The 21,747-nt window shown below is 37.3% G+C and carries 20 protein-coding genes; 2 read left to right on the top strand and 18 right to left on the bottom strand.

The features are described 5' to 3' along the window. Window positions 1-115: 115 nt before the first annotated feature. The 6 genes from NZD88_RS14595 to NZD88_RS14570 form a co-directional block, all read right to left on the bottom strand. The gene (locus NZD88_RS14595; RefSeq protein ID WP_259830096.1) at window positions 116-691 is read right to left on the bottom strand and encodes a Crp/Fnr family transcriptional regulator; all 576 of its coding nucleotides are present in this window, start codon (window positions 689-691) and stop codon (window positions 116-118) included. Window positions 692-743: 52 nt separating this feature from the next. Then, on the bottom strand, window positions 744-2,126 hold the full coding sequence (gene glmM, locus NZD88_RS14590; RefSeq protein WP_259830095.1) for a phosphoglucosamine mutase: 1,383 nt from the start codon (window positions 2,124-2,126) through the stop codon (window positions 744-746). A gap of 56 nt (window positions 2,127-2,182) precedes the next feature. Beyond that, the gene (locus NZD88_RS14585) at window positions 2,183-3,211 is read right to left on the bottom strand and encodes a DUF4421 domain-containing protein (RefSeq protein WP_259830094.1); all 1,029 of its coding nucleotides are present in this window, start codon (window positions 3,209-3,211) and stop codon (window positions 2,183-2,185) included. 220 nt (window positions 3,212-3,431) lie between these two features. After that, the gene (gene feoB / locus NZD88_RS14580) at window positions 3,432-5,465 is read right to left on the bottom strand and encodes a ferrous iron transport protein B (protein ID WP_169233413.1); all 2,034 of its coding nucleotides are present in this window, start codon (window positions 5,463-5,465) and stop codon (window positions 3,432-3,434) included. Next, a complete protein-coding gene (locus NZD88_RS14575; protein ID WP_259830091.1) occupies window positions 5,465-5,719 on the bottom strand; it encodes a FeoA family protein in 255 nt (84 codons plus the stop codon). Before NZD88_RS14575 ends, feoB begins: the two co-directional genes overlap by 1 nt. A gap of 133 nt (window positions 5,720-5,852) precedes the next feature. Beyond that, window positions 5,853-6,770 carry a GLPGLI family protein gene (locus NZD88_RS14570; RefSeq protein ID WP_259830090.1) on the bottom strand — a complete coding sequence of 306 codons (918 nt, stop codon included), beginning with the start codon at window positions 6,768-6,770 and terminating at the stop codon, window positions 5,853-5,855. A gap of 245 nt (window positions 6,771-7,015) precedes the next feature. Between NZD88_RS14570 and NZD88_RS14565 the strand changes: the two genes are divergently transcribed. Then, on the top strand, window positions 7,016-7,513 hold the full coding sequence (locus NZD88_RS14565; protein ID WP_259830089.1) for a DinB family protein: 498 nt from the start codon (window positions 7,016-7,018) through the stop codon (window positions 7,511-7,513). 62 nt (window positions 7,514-7,575) lie between these two features. On the opposite strand, the gene NZD88_RS14560 is transcribed toward NZD88_RS14565, so the two are convergent. Then, entirely contained in the window at window positions 7,576-10,248 is a 2,673-nt protein-coding gene (locus tag NZD88_RS14560) for a carboxypeptidase-like regulatory domain-containing protein (protein WP_259830088.1), read from the bottom strand. Window positions 10,249-10,744: 496 nt separating this feature from the next. Here NZD88_RS14560 and NZD88_RS14555 point away from each other — a divergent pair, with 496 nt between their 5' ends. Beyond that, window positions 10,745-11,626, top strand: a complete 882-nt coding sequence (locus NZD88_RS14555) for a cupin-like domain-containing protein (protein WP_259830087.1) — start codon at window positions 10,745-10,747, stop codon at window positions 11,624-11,626. 34 nt (window positions 11,627-11,660) lie between these two features. Here NZD88_RS14555 and NZD88_RS14550 read toward each other — a convergent pair whose 3' ends face one another. The 11 genes from NZD88_RS14550 to NZD88_RS14500 all read right to left on the bottom strand — a co-directional run bounded on the left by NZD88_RS14550 (window position 11,661) and on the right by NZD88_RS14500 (window position 21,746). Further along, complete coding sequence (locus NZD88_RS14550; protein WP_259830086.1) at window positions 11,661-12,071, bottom strand: hypothetical protein; 411 nt, start codon at window positions 12,069-12,071, stop codon at window positions 11,661-11,663. After that, window positions 12,061-12,342 carry a hypothetical protein gene (locus NZD88_RS14545; RefSeq protein WP_169233420.1) on the bottom strand — a complete coding sequence of 94 codons (282 nt, stop codon included), beginning with the start codon at window positions 12,340-12,342 and terminating at the stop codon, window positions 12,061-12,063. The genes NZD88_RS14550 and NZD88_RS14545 overlap by 11 nt, the downstream gene beginning before the upstream one ends. 141 nt (window positions 12,343-12,483) lie before the next feature. Beyond that, on the bottom strand, window positions 12,484-14,208 hold the full coding sequence (locus NZD88_RS14540) for a M14 family metallopeptidase (RefSeq protein ID WP_259830085.1): 1,725 nt from the start codon (window positions 14,206-14,208) through the stop codon (window positions 12,484-12,486). Between the two features lie 312 nt (window positions 14,209-14,520). Continuing rightward, complete coding sequence (locus NZD88_RS14535) at window positions 14,521-15,267, bottom strand: metallophosphoesterase family protein (RefSeq protein ID WP_259830084.1); 747 nt, start codon at window positions 15,265-15,267, stop codon at window positions 14,521-14,523. Between the two features lies 1 nt (window position 15,268). Then, on the bottom strand, window positions 15,269-15,811 hold the full coding sequence (locus tag NZD88_RS14530) for an RNA 2'-phosphotransferase (RefSeq protein ID WP_259830083.1): 543 nt from the start codon (window positions 15,809-15,811) through the stop codon (window positions 15,269-15,271). Between the two features lie 10 nt (window positions 15,812-15,821). After that, window positions 15,822-16,787 (bottom strand): ADP-ribosylglycohydrolase family protein, encoded by a 966-nt coding sequence (locus NZD88_RS14525; protein ID WP_259830082.1) that lies wholly within the window; start codon window positions 16,785-16,787, stop codon window positions 15,822-15,824. Further along, window positions 16,787-17,473 carry an SIR2 family NAD-dependent protein deacylase gene (locus tag NZD88_RS14520; RefSeq protein ID WP_259830081.1) on the bottom strand — a complete coding sequence of 229 codons (687 nt, stop codon included), beginning with the start codon at window positions 17,471-17,473 and terminating at the stop codon, window positions 16,787-16,789. Before NZD88_RS14520 ends, NZD88_RS14525 begins: the two co-directional genes overlap by 1 nt. Then, window positions 17,470-18,504 carry a DUF2971 domain-containing protein gene (locus NZD88_RS14515; protein ID WP_259830080.1) on the bottom strand — a complete coding sequence of 345 codons (1,035 nt, stop codon included), beginning with the start codon at window positions 18,502-18,504 and terminating at the stop codon, window positions 17,470-17,472. The genes NZD88_RS14520 and NZD88_RS14515 overlap by 4 nt, the downstream gene beginning before the upstream one ends. Before the next feature lie 24 nt (window positions 18,505-18,528). Then, the gene (locus NZD88_RS14510) at window positions 18,529-19,761 is read right to left on the bottom strand and encodes a TIGR02452 family protein (protein ID WP_259830079.1); all 1,233 of its coding nucleotides are present in this window, start codon (window positions 19,759-19,761) and stop codon (window positions 18,529-18,531) included. A 56-nt stretch (window positions 19,762-19,817) separates the two neighbouring features. Further along, a complete protein-coding gene (locus tag NZD88_RS14505; protein ID WP_259830078.1) occupies window positions 19,818-20,888 on the bottom strand; it encodes an adenylosuccinate synthetase in 1,071 nt (356 codons plus the stop codon). Between the two features lie 3 nt (window positions 20,889-20,891). Continuing rightward, window positions 20,892-21,746, bottom strand: coding sequence for a hypothetical protein (locus NZD88_RS14500; RefSeq protein ID WP_259830077.1), 855 nt, complete (start codon window positions 21,744-21,746; stop codon window positions 20,892-20,894). Window position 21,747 lies beyond the last annotated feature (1 nt).

Genomic DNA, 21,747 nt, shown 5'->3' with positions numbered 1-21,747 from the left:
GAGGATAGAAGTTACTACTATGGTGTAAATTTTTGTTCGGAATTGGATCTGGAAAGTTGTTTTCACAATGTATATAACTTCCCGTTTTGGACATACACATTCCTTACCAATTTTTCTATTTTTCTTTTAAGATGGCGCTTTTGATTCGGCTGAGATGTACAGTGGTAATTCCCAGGTAAGACGCAATATAATGCTGGGGAATTCTCCTGATGATTTCCGGGCGTTCTTTGGCAAGACTGATATACCTCTGTTTCGGAGTGTCTTTTATAAATGAGAAGAAGTGTTTCATATAGTCGAATATCCTTTCAAAAAGGGAATCCATGAACTGGTTCCTCAATTCAGGATCTTCATATACCTCTGCTAAAACAGTTTCTGCATCGGATTTATTGATCTTCCACAAAATGCAGGGTTCTATTGTTTCGAAAGAGACCATGCTGGGAAGGCCTTTCCTGAAGCTTTCAAGGGATGAGAACATGGTATTTTCCATGAAGAATTGAAAGGTTACATCTTTCCCGTCGTTATTGTACCAGGCTCTTACCACTCCTTTTTCAATGTAGTGAGCACTGTCTGACACTTCACCTTCTTTTAAAAGCAGTGTTTTGGCAGGAACTTCGATACGCTCAAAGCAGCTTAGAAATTTCCGCCATTTATCTTTAGGAAAGAGAAACCTGTTTTGTATATGCTCAAACATTCTGTACAGAAGAAAAAAGAACGAAGCATTTCTGTTCCGTTCTTCTTTTATTTTAAATTAAACTTTTAATCTTAGCAATGATATCATCTCCAAGCTTATCGGCTTCTTCCTGTGTATAGGCCTCGGTATAGATTCTGATAATAGGTTCTGTATTTGATTTTCTGAGGTGTACCCAGTTATTTTCAAAGTCTATTTTAACTCCATCAATGGTAGAAACCTGCTCATTCTGATATTCTTTTTCCATTTTGGATAAGATTTCATCTACGTTGATCTCCGGAGTTAGTTCTATTTTCTTTTTCCCCATAAAGTAGCTTGGGTATCCTGCTCTTAGTTCGGAAACTATTTTGTTTTCTTTGGCCAGATGGGTTAAAAACAAGGCTGCCCCTACTAAAGAGTCTCTTCCGTAATGAAGATCCGGATAGATAATTCCTCCGTTTCCTTCTCCTCCTATTACTGCATTTTTCTCTTTCATCAGGTTTACTACGTTCACCTCACCTACAGCACTTGCAAAGTATTCTGAATCGTGGCTGTTGGCAACATCCCTCAAAGCACGGCTTGAAGAAAGGTTTGAGATAGCAGCTCCTTTTTTATGTTTCAATAAATAGTCTGCAACAGCAACCAGTGTATATTCTTCTCCGAACATTTCGCCCTTTTCATCAATTAAGGCTAATCTGTCTACATCAGGATCCACAACGATTCCCAAGTCTGCATTTTCTTTTTTTACCAGCTCACAGATGTCTCCTAAATGTTCTTTCAACGGTTCAGGGTTGTGTGGAAACTGCCCGTTCGGTTCGCAGTATAATTTAACCGTTTCACAGCCTAATTTATCTAACAACATCGGGATTGCAATTCCTCCTGTGGAGTTTACGGCATCCAGAACGATCTTGAATTTTTTAGCTTTAATAGCTTCAACATCTACCATTGGCAGGTCAAGGATCTGCTGGATATGAATGTCAAAAGCGTCGTCTCTTGTTTCATATTTTCCAAGATCATCTACTTCAGCATAGTCGAAATCTTCACTTTCGGCCAGGGCAAGTACTTTTGCTCCATCCTCTCCTGTGATAAATTCTCCTTTGCCATTCAATAACTTAAGAGCATTCCATTGTTTTGGGTTATGTGAAGCGGTAAGGATGATCCCTCCGTCTGCATTCAGTTCAGGCACCATGATTTCAACGGTCGGGGTGGTGGAAAGTCCTAAATCCACTACATTAATTCCCAATCCCTGAAGGGTAGCTGTCACCAGTGAAGAAACCATTTCTCCTGAAATTCTGGCATCTCTTCCAATGACAAGGGTTAAATTCTTTTTATTCTGTGTATTCTGAAGCCAGGTTCCGAATGCAGAAGCAAATTTCACCACATCCAAAGGAGTCAGGTTATCATTTACTTTTCCGCCGATGGTTCCCCGGATTCCCGAAATGGATTTTATTAACGACATTTTGTTTTATTTTAAGTTGTTTTATTCTGGGCAAAGATACTTAAAAGACCTGTAATTTATAAAATCGGGATCTTTTTCTGGATCTTGTCGTAATTTCTTTGTACCACCTTCGGAGGTGGAAAACGATAGCCTATATAAAGCAATCCATACATATTATTATTCTGTACATTCTGGTTGCCTTTTTCGCTGTAAGCATAGGCATTGATATTAAATTTTCCTCCAAACAGGAATCTGTCTGTATTATATCCTATATGCAGTCCCGTCGCAAATTTAATGGTTAAATATTGTGTGTTTTGCTTATTGAATTTTGTCCCGTCATTATGAATATCCCAGCTGCTGGAAAACATTCCTCCTAAACCGAGTGCAATATTGGGTGCGATATTCACTCTTTTTTTGGCACCGAGCACCCAATTGTAAAAATAGCCCATATTGGCTCCAAAACTGTACTGGGTCTCTTTACTTTTCTGCCCGTTTAAAATATCCCTGAATATGGAAAGGTCATAATCTACAAAAGGAACCCAGCTCCCACGGCTTTCTTTTTGACACTCCCCTTGTGTATAGATACTTTTCAGAGAAAAATCTTTCTTCATTACATAGGCTGTAGAGCCTCCAAAACTTTGAACTCTAAGATCCGGAAATTGGAAATACGGGTCTTTTCCTTCTTTCCATTCGGGAAAGAAGTCCTGCATATTCTCTAAATAAAAACCTTTTACATTTTTGTAATAAACGGTCTGTATAAATCTTTTTGGAAAAAAACGGAATCTAAAGTCTGCATAGGAGCTGTTGCCTTTCAGTTCGTCATCATTGTTTCCCGGTAGAAAACTGGGTGTAAATGATACTGTGGCACTTATAATTTTATAGTCAACAGAGAAAGAAGCTCTTGTTTTATTGTTGATAGAAAGGGTGGTTTCTAATGGTTTATCCTCAGGACCTTCTGTATACACATATTCTTCAATATTGGTATCAAAGTTTACCCGGACCATAACCTGATCTGCATAGGACTTGATTTTGGTCGTATCGATCTGGGCTTTAGCCAGAATTGTTACCATAGAAAATATAAAGACAGCTACTGATTTCGGGCTCAAATCGAAATGGTTTTAGTTTCAGAGAATGAAATTACTACAATTTTTTCAATTATGAACTTAAAACAGGATCATGAGCATCCGCAATCTTTGTCGCAGCCGGATCTTTTGGAGCTGAATTTTTTCGGGGCAAAGTTCTTTCTGAGCACTTTAAATAAAGAGTAGCAGGCGAATGCAACGATCAATACAATAATAACGTACTGAAAAATTAATGAAGTATCCATTATTTTAAAATCTGATAAGCTATCAACGACACAAAATATGCCAAACCTGTCATCATCGCTACCTGGAAGCCGGTCCATTTCCAGCTTTTGGTTTCTCTGTAGACTACTGCAAGTGTAGAAACACACTGCATTGCAAATGCATAAAATAAAAGGACAGAAATACCTGTTGCAAAGCTGAAGACTTTGCTTCCGTCAGGTTTTACATCTCGCCTCATTTTATCGATTACTTTTACTTCAGGCGCATCATCTTCCAGACTGTACAGGGTAGACATGGTTCCTACGAAAACTTCCCTCGCCACAAAACTTGTCAGAATTCCCACACCCATTTTCCAGTCGTAGCCAAGGGGTTCAATAAGCGGTTCAATTCCTTTACCCATTTTTGCCAGGTAAGAGTGATCCAGTTCAACATTCGTGGCCACAAATTGCTCCGGCTTTTGTTTAGGTCCGAAATAACTTAAGAACCAGATGATGATACTTACTATGAAAATGATCTTTCCGGCTCCTGTAATAAATTCCCAGACTTTCCCCAAAACCATTTTAAAATCGTATCCGAAAAGCGGTTTTTTATAGGTTGGAAGATCCATGACAAGATAGGTTTTACCTTCGTTTTTGATAAATCCTTTAAGAATAGCTGCTGAAAATAGAGCAACAAGGAAGCCTAAAAGATACATTCCCATCAGCACCAGTGCTTTATATTTAATTCCAAGGAATGATCCTTCTGAAATGATAAGTCCTATGATAATACTATAAACCGGAAGTCGTGCTGAACAGGTCATGAAAGGGGTGACTAATATGGTCAGTAATCTTTCTCTTACGTTCTCAATATTCCTTGTGGAGATCACGGCAGGAATAGCGCAGGCAGTACCCGACACCAGTGGAACGATACTCTTTCCGTTAAGCCCGAAGGGACGTAACAGTCTGTCCATCAAGAATACAACTCTCGCCATATACCCTGAATCTTCTAATAAATATAAGAAATATAATAAGATCCCGATTTGAGGTGCAAAAACTACAATTCCTCCGATTCCGGGAACAATTCCGTTTGAAATTAATGAGTTGATTGGTCCTTCCGGCAGGTGTTCTCCGGTAAAGGCGGCCAGCCAGGAGAAGAAATCATCAATCCAGTTCATGGGATATTCGGCCAGGAAGAAAACACTTTGGAAAATGATTAAAAGAATCATCAGAAAAACAATATACCCCCAGAATTTGTGGACCAGTACTTTGTCTAATTTTTCTGTCAGAAGCTCTTTGAACTGCGTTTTTTTAGAGATAACATCTGCTAATATTCTATCTACATTCTGATATCTTCTTACGGTTTCCTGAACCTGAAGTCTTTTAGGAACCAGACTTTTGGAGTCAGGTTCATTCATCAGATCTTTTATGGAGGCTATTTTTCCGAGGTCTGAACCTGCAGAAAGGCTCATCCAGGCTTTATACTCGTTGTCGATACCTTTGTGGGCAGCCAGTTTATGAATAAAATCTTTGTGTTCGTTTGGTATTTCGAAAGAGGTTTTGTCTGTTTTTACAAAACCACTATTAAGAACAGCTTCTCTGATCTCGTCTATTCCCAACTGCTCTTTAGCATTGGTCTGAATAATTTTAATCCCTAAAGCATCAGAAAACTTCGCGATATCGATTGTAATTCCTCTTCTTTCGGCCTGATCGATTTGGTTAACCACCAGGATCATCGGAATACCCAGATCCTGAATCTGCTGAAACAAAAGCAGTCCTCTTTTCAGGCTCAATGCTTCAAGAATATAGATTACTCCTGCGTAGTTTTGTTGTTCATCAATAAGAAATTTAGAAAAAATAGCTTCATCTTCGGAGCTTGGATACAAACTGTATGAACCCGGCAAGTCGATTACCTCAACTTCCTCGTTTTTATAGGTGTAATTCCCTGAATGGCTCGCCACGGTAACCCCTGCGTAATTTCCGGTCTTCTGCTTTTTGTTGCACAGTGCATTGAAAACCGTAGACTTTCCTACATTAGGATTCCCGACTAAAAGGACCTGCTTTTTCTTAATTTCCTGCATTAATTCAATTCTTCAACAATGATATAACTTCCCTCTTCTTCACGCAGAGCGATGCGGCTTTTTTCTTCTCCAAATTCCACATACATAGGACCATTGAACGGTGCCTGATACAATATCCTGAAAATGGTTTCCGGTAGAAGCCCCATTTCTATGATCTTGTTAGGCATTTTAAGGTGATCATTGTCATAACCCAAAATCTTCCCCATTTTGTTTTTAGGGAATCCGCTTAATTTATGTAAGTCCTTCTCTTTCAAAACCTGCTTTTTTGTAAGGGCAAATATACGCTATTTAAATTTAATCTAAATAACGAAAGGTATGAAAGAAATCAACCCAAATACATTGCTGTACCTGGGTTGATTCAAAATATAATTTAGTTGATATGAATGTTTATTTTTTCTTTTTCTCCTGAGTTTGAGAAGAAATTTCTATTGGATTGTCGTTCGCGTTGTAAAAGTCTTTATACTGCTTCTCTTGTTTTTTCACCATATCTCCCACAGTCCCGTCCATTCCCGGAATAGGTTTAGACAGCATTTCCTGAGTCATCATAGGTCTTATGGATGCAAAAGGATCTTTTTTGAAATCACTAAACGTTTTTTCAAACTTTTCTCTTGTTAATTCATTTACCTTTCCTCCTTTTGCCTGCATCAGGTTTTCAATATAAGAGTATTCTGTATAATCTTTAACTTTCTTGTTTCCCTGTAAAACCCAAGAGTAATTTTTCTGATCATCTTCAATTTTAACTATTAAACCTGGAAGTCCAAAGAATTTATAGGGTCCATCCTGAAAGGGTAAATCCGTACTGAACCAAGCAGTCCATTTTCTTCCTCCGAACTCAGTAGTCGCTTTTTGGGCATTATACTCTCCTATTTTTTGTTTGTCGTTCAGAATGTTCCAGTTGAATTTCAAGTCTTCACTATATCCAATGTTACTTGGAGTAAATCCGTTTGCTATTTTATCTACATACTGCACTTTCATACCTGGATATGATTTGTATATTCTGGCAGAAATTTTCGGGCTTTTAAGCGTTTTTGACAAATCTTTCATCATTCCTGCTTTCTGCATGGCTTCTATTTCAATTTTCATAATAGAGTCCTGAGCAATCACCGTATAATCCTGATAAATAGATCTGTTTTTATCTGTAATATCCAAGATGGTAATTACCTTATCCATCTTTGTAGAATCTTTTTTAGGCTTAAAAGTCAGCTCATAAAAGAAACGGTTGGCTGTTTCTTTTGATTCTTTGGAATCCTGTGCCGAAGCAAAGGCAAAGAGCGCAATAAAGAATACAGAGAATAGCTTTTTCATTGTAATAATGTTTACTAATTAGTTACCAATTGTTGAAATATGTTACAGTTTTTTTTCAAAACTTTATTTTGTCTATTGTAAAATATTGAATAACAATATCTTGCCAGACCAAATTTATTCCTGCTCATTTTTTAGTCTTATTCAAAATATTGGCTATTTCTAAGTCGTGATATAAAATTATGATTTCGTTAAAACATTTTTTGCTTCAAAAGCTTTATCTTTAAGTACCTAAAAAACAAAATATTATGGACACTTTATCACAATTTAAAGACGAGTTTGAAACCGAATACCAGACGACGAGAAAGTTTTTTGAAGCTTATCCTGAAGGTAAAAATGACTATGCTCCCCATGAGAAAAGCATGAAACTGATGCCTCTTGCCACTCATATTTCAGAAATTTTTGGATGGCCGGATACCATACTGAAAACTTCAGAACTGGATTTTGCCACAGGAGGCTTTCAACCTAAACATCTGTCTACAAAAGAAGACCTCCTCAATACACTGGATGACAATTTTAAATCAGCCAAAAACGCTCTTGAAAATGCTAAGGAAGAAAACCTCAACGATACCTGGGCTTTAAAAAACAATGGGCATGAAGTGGCAAAATGGACGAAATACGGCTCCATCCGCCACTCTTTGAACCAGATTACTCACCATCGTGCACAGCTGGGCGTCTATTACAGACTGAATGATATTCCTCTTCCGGGAAGCTATGGTCCATCTGCAGACAACCAGAGTTTCTAGAAAAAAAGAATATATCTTAAACAAAAAACCAATCTCTGCGAGATTGGTTTTTCTTGTTATTTCTATTTGAAATTGAATTTGACGGTAAACATGACCTGGCTTGGACGGAGCTGATATCTTGTATAAGTAATATTCGTCGTATTAATATCATAGGTTTCGAATACTTTTTTATTGGCGATATTCATCCATTTAACCTCAAAATCAATCTTCTTTTTCGACCAGGTAAATTGGTATGAAACGTCATAGAATCCGTTATGGTATTTTTGACCCACTGCATTGGTATTAACCTGATCCCAATTGAATCCAATCGTATGATTTTCAACCGGGTAGAAGAAAGCTCCAAGATTGTGTGTAAATCCTGTTCTGGTGGCACTAGAGTTTACTTTTCCTGTACTTTTCTGCTTGGTTCTGGAAATACTCGCGTTATAATCTATGCTCATCCAGCTAAAATAGGTATTGTTGAATTTAATACCATATGACTGACTATTGTTATTATTGGTATAAGATTCATCATTTAAGAATGCATCAGATTTTGCTGTATTATTGCTATAGCTTACAGAAGCATTTGTTTTAAATTTTGGAAAGTATTTTCCTACTTCTGCCGTATATCCGTTATTCAAAACATGATTATCCTTCTCGATATATTTCATGATGCTATATCCCGGTCCATTAATCGTCGGATTAGCAATCAGGTTTCTTTTAGCATCAGAAAATCTGTAGTTAATATTAAAGAATAAATTGTTTAATGGATTTCTGTATTCCAATCTTGTGCCTGCAGATTTATTATTATTTTGAGGAATAGGATTATTAATGTCCATCGCATTAATTCCACTTGGCGAAGTCATCAAAAATCCTGAATAAGCTGTATTTATTTCCCCAAAATTATTGTTGATATTAGCATTCGCGGAAGCTTTCCAGAAAGAAGCAAAGGTATATTGCGCAAAAATATTGGGTTCAAAAGTAACCTTATTTACGGTTTTTGCAACATTTCTTAGCGGGTCGTCTGCTTTTATATTATTAGAATTTACAGGTAAGCTGGCATACAACATCCAGGATTCATTCTTATAGTTTACTCCTAAGCTTCCATAAGGTGTTGCAGTAGTATACGTAAGATCATTGCTGTATGCATTTGGAGATACCCCTGTTGTTGTGATATTGAATAAATCTGAAACTAAATCTGTTGTTTTAAAATTAAATCCAACTTCCGGAGTAAGTGTCCATCCTTTTTTGGAAAAACTGATATTTGCAGAATGGTTTGCTTCGAAGGTTTTAAGTCTTAGATTCTGGCGAACGAAATTACTTGGTACTGGCGTAAATCCTGGAATTCCTAAATAAGATGACGGAGAGACTTCCAGATTCTGCCTGTCAGTCTGGTAGCTTACAAATGACAGCAAATTGACCATTTTTTCTTTCCATGGAATAATTGTACTTAATGAATTTTGAAATGATGTTGTAGGCGATTCTATCGCTTCGTTTGCGTGTCTAAGGCTACCATCCTTAACATCTGTTCTATCAACAACTCCTCTGTCTGCATTCCAGAATTGAGAGAAACTCGTTGTATTTTTAAAGAATCCTTTTTTGGCATTCTTAGTAAATATCAATTCTCCTTTTGCTTTATCCGTATAAAAGTTATTGAGAATGTTGGTGTAATTGGAACTTCCTTCAAAATAATTGGTCTGGCTGTAAGACTGTCTTTCAACAGCATTATTTGTATAATTCGCATTTGCCTTAAGTTCCCACTCTTTCTTTTTATCAATATTGGTTAGATAATTGGCAGACAAATAATGTACGTTATTCATCAGATATCTTTTTACCGGAAGATTCGGCGTACTTGCGTTTTCAACATTGAGCCAGTCATTTTGAGAACTATTAATTCTTCGTCCTTCAAATCTGCTTCCAAAAGCCAGGATGTTCCCTTCGTTTTCCACCTGTTCCCCTATATTGTTGGATTTGTAGTTAACCACCCACTGACTTTTCTGTCCAAAAAACATAGGTGTTAACTTAACGTTCCATAGTAATGGGTCAAAACCTATTCCCACTTCTCCTCTTCCGGTCATGGTAACAGAGTTTTTCAGTTTGATATTGATGGCTGCCTGGTCAGAGGGCACTTTATCCTGAAGAATTTTTACGGGTTGGTGGTTCTCAAGAACTTCCACTTTCTGTACGGCATCTTTAGGAAGCGAGTTGTTGATCGTTCCATAGCCTCCTTCCATCAGGTCTTTCCCGTTAACATAAAATTTATTGATGGCATTTCCCTGGTAAAGGATGCTTCCGTCTTTATTGACTTCGATACCCGGAATTTTTCTCATCACATCGGCCAGGGTTCTGTCACTTTTGCTGTCAAAGGCTTTCAGATCATAAGCAATGGTGTCTCCTCTTGCAGTGATCATCTTTGTTTTCAGTTGTACTTCTTTTATTTCTGTAGCTTCAGACTGCATCTTGAAACTGATGTTCTGATCGCTATTGCTAATCTGTTTGGTCTGAGATTTTTGGTTGAAAGCCTTCACTTTCATATCTACATTAGCCTCCGGAGAAGTGAATGTTACTTTGTATTCTCCTTTTGAATTGGTAATCCCGTATGCTAAAATAGCATCTTTGCCCGGTTCTTCTATGGTAACGCTGGCACTTGGGATAGCGGATCCGTCTTCATCGGTAATTGTCCCCGACACTGTTTTCTGTGCAAAAGTGAGCACTGTAAAAAAAAGCATCAGAAATAAAGAAATCTTTCCTTTCATAATTTATTATTTGCCTAATTAGTTTGTCGCTTGTGTTTTTTGTTACACTTTTTATAAAGATGTATTTTATAGCTAAAGGTTAAATGATTTATCACTACAAACATAGTTATATTTTTCATGTCCCCACTGTTTTGCTGGAAATTTTTAAAAATTAATATGGTGATATTTGGTTATACGCTTAAAAATCAGGGTAATTGCGCTTTAAAAAGAAATCTGTGAATTTTATTTCTAAAATTCGTTTGGTATGCAAAATCTTTAAAATCTATTTGTTAAATTTAACCCATGACTCAATCGTTTCTTTTATCCGGGTTTAGCATTTTTAGCGAAAATATTGTCTTATAGTAAGGAAAAGTCAAAGACTTCTCATAAAAGGATCATTTTTTATATTCTTATTTATTCTAAATAGTTAAAAATGATTTGAATCATAGATTAAAAAAAACTTAAACACTGATTCATATATATTTATTTAATAATTTTGTAACATAAAATTTATAGAATGGGAATTATTTTAAAGCCTATAGATGTTGTAGATGATATCACTCAGGAAGAGTTCATGGAAAAATATCTAAAGCCAAGAGTGCCCGTTGTCATAAAAAATATGGCAAGAAAATGGCCTGCTTACCAGAAGTGGACCATGGAGTATGTTAAGGAAGTGGTTGGTGATGTGGAAGTTCCTCTTTATGATTCCAAAAAAGCTGATCCTGCGGCTCCCATCAATACACCCACTACGAAAATGAAGTTCGCAGATTATATAGACCTTATCCAAAGAGAGCCTACCGATCTGAGAATTTTCTTTTTTGACCCGATAAAACATGCGAATAAATTAATGGACGATTTTATTGCCCCTAAAGAACTTATGGGCGGTTTCTTAGATAAATACCCATCCATGTTTTTCGGAGGGAAGAGTTCTGTAACTTTTCTTCACTTTGATATTGATATGGCGCATATCTTCCATACGCACTTCAACGGAAGAAAGCACGTAAAGTTATTTGAGCACAAGTGGAAAGAAAGATTGTACAGACTTCCCTATGCAACGTATGCTCTGGAAGACTATGACATCGACAATCCTGATTTCGAGAAATACCCGGCTTTAAATGGTGTGGAAGGCATTGAATGTTTCCTTGAACACGGCGATACGCTTTTCATGCCTACCGGATGGTGGCACTGGATGAAATATCTGGACGGAAGTTTCTCTATCTCTTTGAGAGCATGGGACAAATCCTGGGCAGTAAAGGCTCATTCCATATGGAATCTTACCGTACAGCGTAAGTTTGACGATATTATGAAGTCCAATTTTAAAACTAAATATATGGACTGGAAAGAAAAAGCAGCTATGAAGACCGCAGAAATAGCTTTAAAAAGAGGCTTACCAAAATAAAACAAAAAAGACGTTTCACTTGAAGCGTCTTTTTTTATGGATGAGTACTGACCAGAAGTTCCTCCATATTTCTCGTGACCTCATTGCACGAAAAGCAGGCTTCTTTTCCATCCTGAGAAAACCATCTGCACTGTGACCGGATCGGGCAATAGAACAGTTCGGTTTCTTTGTTGGTTTCTAAATTCTGAACCTTCTGGGATAAAGAACATTTGGATTCTTCTGCATTCCACTGGGCACAGCCTTTTTCTACACATTTTCCTGTAAAACGAAATCTCTGCTCCAGGCTATTTTGATCTTTATTCAGGCTCAGAAAATCTTCTGTGACGGTAAGAGGCGTGATAAACTGTACCTTCCCGTCTTTATCGACTACTCCAAAAAGCTGTGCCCCAACTTTTCCTAGATAACTGGGACACATCTTTTTTGAAGAATTGGAATTAGCCTCCATAGCTTTTTATTTGAGACTGAATGTCTTTTACCTGGCTCTGAATATCAATTCCGGGTTTGAAAATGATGATTCCCCACGGAAACCAGTCTTTAATTTTCATTGGTCGTAAAAGTCCTTTGAAATCTCTGTGAGCTCCAAAAGCCTGGGTATTATCAATCTTTGAAAGTTCAGAAAGCACTACGCTCTGAATTCCTCTGTCGATGTTTTTCAACTGTTCGTCTGAAAGGTCTACTCCTTCCAACGAAACGAAAAAATGCTTTTTAGTGGCCATAACTATAGTTTTTATTGGTTTTATAAAGCAAATTTCGGCAGAGTATCATCAACATCTATCAGGAAAAACACCCTTTGTTCGTAGGTGAAAATCCTAAAAATTAATTACTGATTATCAATTATTTAAATCAAATTTTAAATTTTATAAGATTCTGTAAATAGGATATTGTCTGAATGTTTTTTCTTCGAAGTACGGAGAGTTTCTGTAAATCCAGTCGAGCTGGGCTGTTCCATCGTCTGCAAATTTTTTATCTGATGATTTTTTGGCTTCAAAAGCTTCTTTTATTTTTTTATCGGTCTTTAAAAGTTCTGAAGCAGTATCTTCAAAAATATAGGCGGAATAATATTCTTTCTGAGCTAAGATTCCGTCAAAGAAATTCCAGTTAAAAAATGAGTCTAAAGCCTCAGGTTCAATTGTTTCAATAATGTATTTCACTCCAGGCTGATCTGTTGAAATTAAGTAATCACCAACAGAAAAACTGATATTCTTTTTCGTTGTTTCCACGGTTGTGTCATAGTGAAGATAATGTCCCTCATAAGGGTTTTTAACAGTCTTAAAATCTTTGATCTTATAAGACTCAACAGATGCTGTACTGTCCTTCTTCAGCGTTGTCATACGGATCTTGTTCCTTTTCAGTTCTTCGATTATACGGTACTGGGATTGTGGAATCACATAATATTTAGGAATCGTGATATATCCTGTAGGAACCGCCGTCATAAACAGTTTAATTTCCTTTGTAAAAGGCTTATTTCTATCGTAATACAGCCGTGGCTTTCCGGAAATCTCACTTGGCTTATAACTTCCTTCGTAGCCTTTGAAATCCATGGTAGAAAACTTTGTGGAATCTATCTTCCAGCGGATCCCGTACTGCATTCCGGATTTATATTGCTTTAAATTGTCAATACGAAGCTGTTTGATCTTTTTATAGTCTTTATCCAAATTTTGCAGATTGACCTGCATATATTGATAGGTAGCATCTACTCTTTTGTCATAAGGTTTCAACATATGTGTTTCCGGGACAGTTCCCAACGAGTTAAATAAAGACGTATACCCTGTGGAATATCTCGGGGAGTCTTCAAAAGCAGCAAATCCTTCGTCCGGAATATCACCGTGAATGTTGACGTAAGGTGTACTTTCATAGCCCAGTTTCTTCATCGCTTCCAGGTTTTTAGCCTGATAGTCATTGTAGAAATAAGTTCCCAATGAATTTCCAAGGCGCTCTTTAAAGGTAGAAATATAGGTGAATGTGTATTGATAATCAGCGCCATTGCTTACATGATTGTCAATAAAAACATCAGGTTGCAGCCACTGATAAATTTCCTGAAAACTTCTGGCATTCTTTGAATCTGCTTTAATGAAATCCCTGTTCAGGTCGTAGTTTCTTGCATTTCCCCTGAAACCATACTGTTCGGGCCCGTTTTGATTGGCCCTGGAGAAAGAACCTCTGTTCAGCATTCCGCTCACATTATACGCTGAAATCGCTGCAATGACGAAGTTCTGAGGTGTTTTTATTTTCCCGGTTGCCAGATCACGCATGAGCATCATGGTGGCATCAATTCCGTCCGGTTCTCCGGGATGAATTCCGTTGTTGACAAACAGAATCGCTTTTTCTTTTTTTAGTTTCTCCAGATCTTTTTCGGGAAAAGGGTTGTACATGACCACATAAATGGGTTTTCCGCTGTCGTCTTCTCCTTTTTTAAGGTACTGAATGTTTTTGAAGCTTTTAGCCAGATCCTGATAGTAGGCATTCATTTCGTCATAGGTAACCGTTTGGTTTTTATTTCCTTTTTCAAAAGGGGTTTGAAATGAATTTTGACATAAAAACAATGATGTGGTCAGGAAAATTAAGAGGTATTTCAGTTTCATTAAAGCAGTTTTTGAACTTCAAAATTACTTAATATGATTTGGGTGCGGAAGAGAAAAGGGGAAAATTGTAACATTATTTAATAATCTTGTATCAAAGCGAGAGCGCAAAGTTTTTTGATGTTAATGCTGTTTTAAAGCGCAAGAAAATCAGAGGTTTTTGTTTGGAAACTCGATGTTTAGATAAAGATCTGTGTGATCTGCGGGAGAAAAAAAATTAATAGCCGGGGCGCTGTTATTAATAGAAACCTTATAGGTTTTTTAAACCTATAGGGTTGAGGGATGTTGAAAATTTGGGGTGTCCATTCATAGGGTTTACTTTCCTTCAATATCGTTATTTCTACCTTTTTCATCCGGATATAAAGAGGGAAGCGGATCGCTCTGCCAGAATTCTTTGGTGTCGATATCCATTATTGACAAAGAACCCGTAAAAGCTGCTCCGGTATCCATATTCCAGACGTTGGCTTTGTTGACCGGATGTTTAATTCCTATATCCAGTGTCGGTGTATGTCCGATAAATATTTCATCGTATAAAAGCAGTCTTTTTGGATAAAGTGCTGAATTTTTTTCTAATTTCTTATCCATCGCAACGGCGGTCTCCCAAAGGGTTCTGTCCCAACGGTAATTGCTGGAATAGACTTCTTTTTCAGGGCCATGCATAGAGGAATATCCTGCATGGATAAACAGGCGGTTTTTATCATCTACATGATAGCTTTTCATCCTTTGAAAGAATTCAAGGTGAAGATCCAGATCTTCCAATGAATAGTCATTGTAGCTTTCCACAGTGCTTTTTCCACCATTAAAAAGCCATACCTCCGGTCCGCTTCCAAGGGACAGCCAGTCTTCGCACCAGGCATCATGATTTCCTTTAATAAAAATGCATTCCTGCTTTTGGGAAAGCTCCATCAGAAACTGGATGACCTGAGAAGATTCACTCCAACCATCTACATAATCCCCAAGAAAAATAAGGGTATCCTTTTCTCCGACTTCCGCTCTTTGAAAAATCTGTTGTAAGGCTTTAAAACCTCCGTGAATGTCACCAATTACTAATGTTCTGCCCATCTTATTTTGAAATATATTTTGCATCTACAAAATCAGTCAGCCAAACACCGTTGGCCGAAAGATAAAAAGCAATTCCGTCTTCATGCATTTCCTTCGTTCTGATGGTCAGAATAACCGGTTTTCCGTGGCGCATTCCTACTTTCGTGGCTGTTTCTTTATCTGCGCTTAAATGAACATGCTGGCGGCTTCTTTTTTGAATTCCTTTTTCAAGAATAGAAGCCATATTGGTTTCTGCTGTTCCGTGATACAGGAAATCAGGTGGCTGTATTGTTTTCAGGGCCAGATCTATATCAATGGAATGTCCCTGGCTGGCTCTGATTTTGGTTTTATCTTCATTAAAAGCGAAACGCTTTTTATTATTGGTTTCCACCACTTCCTCCAGGTCTTCAAAACTGAAGTGCATTCTTCCTTTTGCAGATTTTGTAATGAGTTCACTCACTTCTGCCCAACCGTTTTCATCCAGTTTCAGCTGAATGGTCTCGGGTTGATGTCTCAGAATAAGGCTTAGAAATTTGCTTATTCTTTTGTTTTCTATTTCGTTCACGATTTGTGTTTTATTTCATTAATTTTTTCTGAAGCCTTTCACATAAAGCTTCAATATCTTCTTTTCTTACTAACCCGGAAATCCATTCTTCCGGAATATTTTCAAATCCGTAGTAAATACCTGCAATTCCTCCGGTAATAGCTCCTGTAGTGTCTGTATCTTCTCCTAAATTCACAGCTTTCAGTACTGCTTCTGCGTACGTTTCAGAGTTGAGAAAACACCAAAGGGAGGCTTCTAGACTGTGGAGGACATAGCCGGAAGAACTTATTTCCTCTTCCTGCAAAGTATACAGTGGAACCAAATCATACTCTCCTACTTTTAGTTCTAAAATCCGGTGGAATTTATCCATTTCATTTTGGGAACAAACAGGATTATGGTCCAAAAAATTTCTAACTTTTTCCTGCATTATTCTGTACGCTTCCCATTTTTCTTTTCCATTCAGAATTTCTAAAGCCAATTCCAAATAAATAAAACAAGCTAAAGCAGAACGGATATGACCGTGTGTGATAGAGGAAACCTCTTTTGTAATATCAAACCGCTTTTTAATAGGGAAATCTTTGATGTAAAATAATAAGGGGATGATCCTCATTGAAGACCCGTTTCCATTATCGAACTCTGAATTTCCACCACATAAAGTAGGGGAAATACCTTTTCCAATTCTATGAATGGCTTGCGAGGTTGCAATACCAATGTCAAAAACCCTTCCATGGGGTGTCCAGATTTCTGCATTATACCATTTCAAAAAATTGAGGGCGATATCTTCCAGATCATATCCTTTGCAAAGGCTGTCCGCAAGACACAAAGTTAATGAACCGTCATCACTCCATGTTCCAGCAGGCTGATGATGGGTTCCTAAAGCTCTCATTTTTGTAACAGGTGAGCGTTTTAATTGCTCTCTGCTTCTGAACTCCACCGGAACTCCCAGCGCATCACCGATGCACACTCCAAAAATTCCGGCTTTTACTACATTTTCCATCAGGCAAGATTAACCAATTTATCAAACAGCAGCTTCATTCCTCTGGTTGCAGATTCTTTCATGACTACCGCTCTTTGTCCGTATCCGAATCCTGTTTCATTAGGGTTGATTACTACCAGGAGACAATCGTCTTTGATCTCATGAATCAGTCCAGCCGCCGGATATACCTGCAGAGAAGTTCCGATGACCACCAAAATATCCGCTTCTTTTACCTTTTCCTGGGCAGTCTTGTACAAAGGAACATCTTCCCCAAACCATACGATAAATGGTCTCAACTGAGCCCCATCTTCCGCTTTATCTCCGATCTTGATATCTCCTTTCTCCTCATAGACCAGGCTTTTATTGTTGCAAGAGCAAGACTTGAAGAGCTCACCGTGAATGTGAAGGATATTCGTTGACCCGGCTCTTTCATGCAGGTCATCTATATTTTGGGTAATGATCTGAACATCAAAATATTTTTCGAGTTCTGCGACTAATTGATGGGCTTCATTAGGTTCAACTTCATGAAGCTGTCTTCTTCTCTGGTTGTAAAATTCCAGCACCAATTTTCTGTCTTTTCGCCACCCTTCGGGACTTGCTACGTCTGTGATATTATGATTTTCCCAGAGCCCGTCTCCGTCTCTGAATGTTTTTATTCCACTTTCGGCGCTGATTCCTGCACCGCTTAATATGGCTAGTTTTTTCATGTATTTTTTATAATTTCATTGTAATGAAAATCTTTGTAAGGATTATTGATTCCTGCTTCTTCCCAATCATCACTAACAGTAATTATTGAATTAGCGTAATTAATATACTGTTCATCATTTTTAGGATAAACATTTATCAGCGACGCAACTTCTTTATTGTTAAAAATATACAAGCTATTTTCTTTTATACAAAACGCTTCTCTAAATGCTAATATAAATTCTTTTATTTTTGATTCATCCATAGGACCTTTATAAAAAAGGTAATAAGATTCATGGAAAGGATTCATACGATGTTCCAAAATATCAAACTCAAAATTATTTATGTTATATTTTAGTCGTCTCTTTGTTTCTTTAATTAATTTAAAATCTAATTTATATTTTGAAGGAAATATTTCATAAAATTTTATATCTCTATCATCAAAAATTTCATAAAATGATTCTTTTATAAGGTTTGGTGTTTTACCCGCAAAATAAACCCCTGTGATCGCAGAAGGGTGAAATTTTTTGAGCCCATATCTATTAAAAATTAATCTTATTTCATCTTCATGATCCCAAGTTGATTTCTTTATTCCATACATTTTTCTAATTAGATTATCCGGATTTTTTATATCATCGATGTTTATTGTTGGTATAATATCTTCATAGCGAATATCTAATTTAAATTCAAAATCATAATTTTGCTCTTTATCTACTAATTTTTCTAAATCATATTCGATACAATAGCCAGAATAAGAACTTGCATAATATGCCCATAATTGTTCATTTAAGAAATCATTACTCAAACAATAAATCCCAATATCCTCCTTAGAGTTTAAAACATTTTTGAATTGTCTCTCAAAACTAGCTAACTCTTCATTTGGAAATATCTGTTTTAGCATATTCAAAAATTCTGACACTTTTTCTTCAAAATAGATGTCAAATGGATCGTTGAACATACTATAATTTGCTGAGAAGAAAGTATTATTTTTAATTGCTTCAAAGTCTCTTTTAAAATCTTCCTTATTTCCTGATCTATATTTATAAACTTTCATGATAAATCTCTTAAATTTTAATACTTAAATAATTTCTTCAAACGCTTTTATCATTTCTTCTTTCTTCGTTAAAATTGCAAAAACCACTCTTTTAAATTTATTTTTATATTTTCCGTGAAGATGTTTTTTAAATAAATCTGCAATTTCTTGTGGGTCATTTTTAAAAACCCCGCATCCCCAAGCCCCTAAAATCAACGTTTCATTTCCCTGATGTAAAGCTAAAGCAAGCATTTTATCTGTTCTTACATCCATGGCTCCAAAAATTTCATGCGCTCTTTCTGGTTCCTGTCGTTTTACCACTCCGGCATTGACAGCAGGAGAAGTAATAAAATTACACAAAACAGGTTTCGGTAATAATTCTCCTTTATCTTTTCTGAAAACCGGAACTTTAGGACTGTAAATCATCATGTCGGTATAAAAACAAGACTCCATTGCTCTGTGAATCTTATAATAATCTTCCGCCTGAAGCTGAGTTTCATATAACGCTGAAGTTCTGGCCAGACTTTCTTCCTGAGCTTCAGCGCCATTGATAAAGCCGCCACCCGGATTCTTGGCTGATGCAAAATTCAAACACATCAATTTTTCCTGATCTTCTTCCTCTGCTAGTTGTAAAATTGCTTTTAAGGAACTTACATTCCAGACTTCGAATTTTGTTTCAAAATCGGGTTCCGGAAATTGATTTTTTGCCATGTCTGCAAGTTCTTCGGGTGAAAATAAAACGGTTTCTTTTTTACAGATTTCAAGTTCTTTTTCTATCGTTATTTTTTCGTTTTCTTCGTTTATATAATATGTTTTGGCTAAGATCTCCAAGGTGTCTTTTGCCATTCCTTTATTTGTCATTGTTAGTTTTTTTATGTTTAACATCAGGCTCTCCAATTCTGGACTGTCCGTCTTTTTAAATCCATTTCCAATGAATACTTTTATTACCTCAATATTCCCTACGATTGCCTTATTAAATACCTCCAGTTCTTCAGAGGGAACCCAAAGTTCATTATGATTTTTTGCACCCACATTCTGGGTCTCGTATTGATTAACCACCTCTTCCTGTACTTTGAACTGGGTGACAAAACCAAGATAATTTCCGGCCTCATCTCTGGTGTTCCATTTTTCAGCAATTTCCGAAGCATAGCTTTCATCCAGTACTGGATAAAATATAGGCTGCCATTCCAGTCTTGGTGGAAATTTTTTACATCCATTCTCTATGATCAGAATCATTTCTTTTTCTCCAACGGGTCTGTATAGTGTTTTTGTGTTCATCTTTTTTTAATTGATCCGGCTCGGTTCTGTCACTAAATATAAAGCCATTATTTGGTTTACAAAATTTGTTTAAAGTCTTTTGAATATGGAGAATAGGATCCGTAGACCATATCAAATTTTGTTTTTAAATTTTCTGTTTTAAATTGCTCTTCGGTTTGATCCAGACACGTAATGACAAGATTCTTTTTGGTTGCGGTCACATACGCTCCATCCAAAAGAAGAGCATAGTTCAGTAAGTCATCATTCAGTTCTCCAAAGCGAAGTTCTTTCTGATAATCGTTAAAGACACAGGTTTCCTCTTCATTATTTTTCAGCACCAATTCCTTTTCATTGCTCATCCATCCACTTCCGTGACGTGTTGAATAACTTCTCGTCACATAATACATTTCAATTTCCTCTATTTTCAAGAGTTTACAGATCTCGTAAGCATTTTTTGAGGTGGTATGGGCGTACGTTACATTGGGAAATACCCCGTGATCCATATCCAGCAGGATTCCCTGGCTTCCTTCAAATAGGAGGTTTTCAAAGGAATTCAGATAGGTATAATCATCTATTTTCCAATCGATCTCGTCTACCGCATTCAAGAAATCATGTAGAGCTTCCTGTACCTGATCTTCGTGCATAAAACCATAGTAATAAGCAATTCCTTTTAATTTTTCGATCAGCATTCCTCTTGGGGCTATCAAATCGGCAGCAAATAGTTTGTATGGACTCTCATGTCTTTTCATGGTTGCTCCAATTCCTTTACCACAGGTTCCGTGCTCCAGATTCTTTGCATTGGTTCTGTTCTGCCAGACATCAAACGGCGTAGTCACTTTGGCCAGTGGGTGAATATGCAGTTCAATGTTTCCATCTTTTTCCATTAATTCCTTCCTTTCATTCAATAAAAACATAGGATGAATCGTGCAATGTTCCGAAAAGTAAGAAGGCAGTCCACGAAGTGCTCCGCTTGCAAAGCTGGAGTGAATGTGCTTTTTATCGCCTATCATTACGGTATGCGCGGCCTGCTGGCCTCCGGAAAACCTGATGACAACAGACTCCGGGTTTTGCTGCGCCAGGAAATCTGTCGTGATTCCTTTTCCTTCATCCCCAAAACCCAAGCCTATTACTATTTGTGCCTTTTTCATGACTTAAAACATTTGAATATTATCAAATCCGTTTCTATCTCCAGCTATGAAGGTTTTATTTTTAAAGGTATCGCAGATAATTCCTTTAATTACATTGGGAATTTCTCTGTGATCAGCTATGGACAAACAGTTCTGCCCTAACAATTCTTTCCAGCTACTATCTGCTCGCATGGCCTGGTCTGAATGCACAACATTGATGTGATACACTTCATATCGCTTTCTGGCCTCTTCCAGGAGTTCAAAGTGTGTATAGGTATGCTGCCCGGCTCCCATTATTTCTCTGATCGCTGATGCCGGAAGTGTTTTTAAGCAGGGTTCATCGCCTACAGTAAACAAAAGTCCTTTTTGATTTCTCTTCTCAAAAGCATCTGTTCTGGTATGAAAAGCGGCAAAATACCACGCCAGAAGATAACTTTCTCCGGCATTTCCGCCACCGCCGGATTCAATATAAGTGCGGGTCAGCCACATATCCAGTTCTTCATCTCCTGACTCAAACTGCCCGACCTGTAAAGGGTAAGCATCACATTCATGATCTCCGATTCCGAGGAATAACAGTGCGGGATCCGGAACACCGCCCTGGATAATTCCACCCATCAATTTAGGCAAGCCTTCCTTGATAAGTTCGTGGGGAATATGTCCCATACTTCCCGTCACATCCAATCCTAAAATAATGGGAACAGAATTCGGGTGTACTGCAGAATTTCTGGATTCTCTGAAAGAAATACCTTTGGGATTCATAGATTCATGAGCCATTCTTTTGGCGTTCTGAGTGAAAATTTCACCTGCGGATTTAGATCCGTACCCTTCTTTTCTTGCTCTGTCGAAACGAGCATCCATATCGTATCTTGTACTTCCCATA

It is taken from the genome of Chryseobacterium pyrolae (assembly GCF_025153485.1).
Taxonomy (GTDB): Bacteria; Bacteroidota; Bacteroidia; order Flavobacteriales; family Weeksellaceae; genus Chryseobacterium; species Chryseobacterium antibioticum.
Note: the sequence above shows the minus strand (reverse complement) of the source record. Positions and strands in the feature narration are given on the sequence as shown.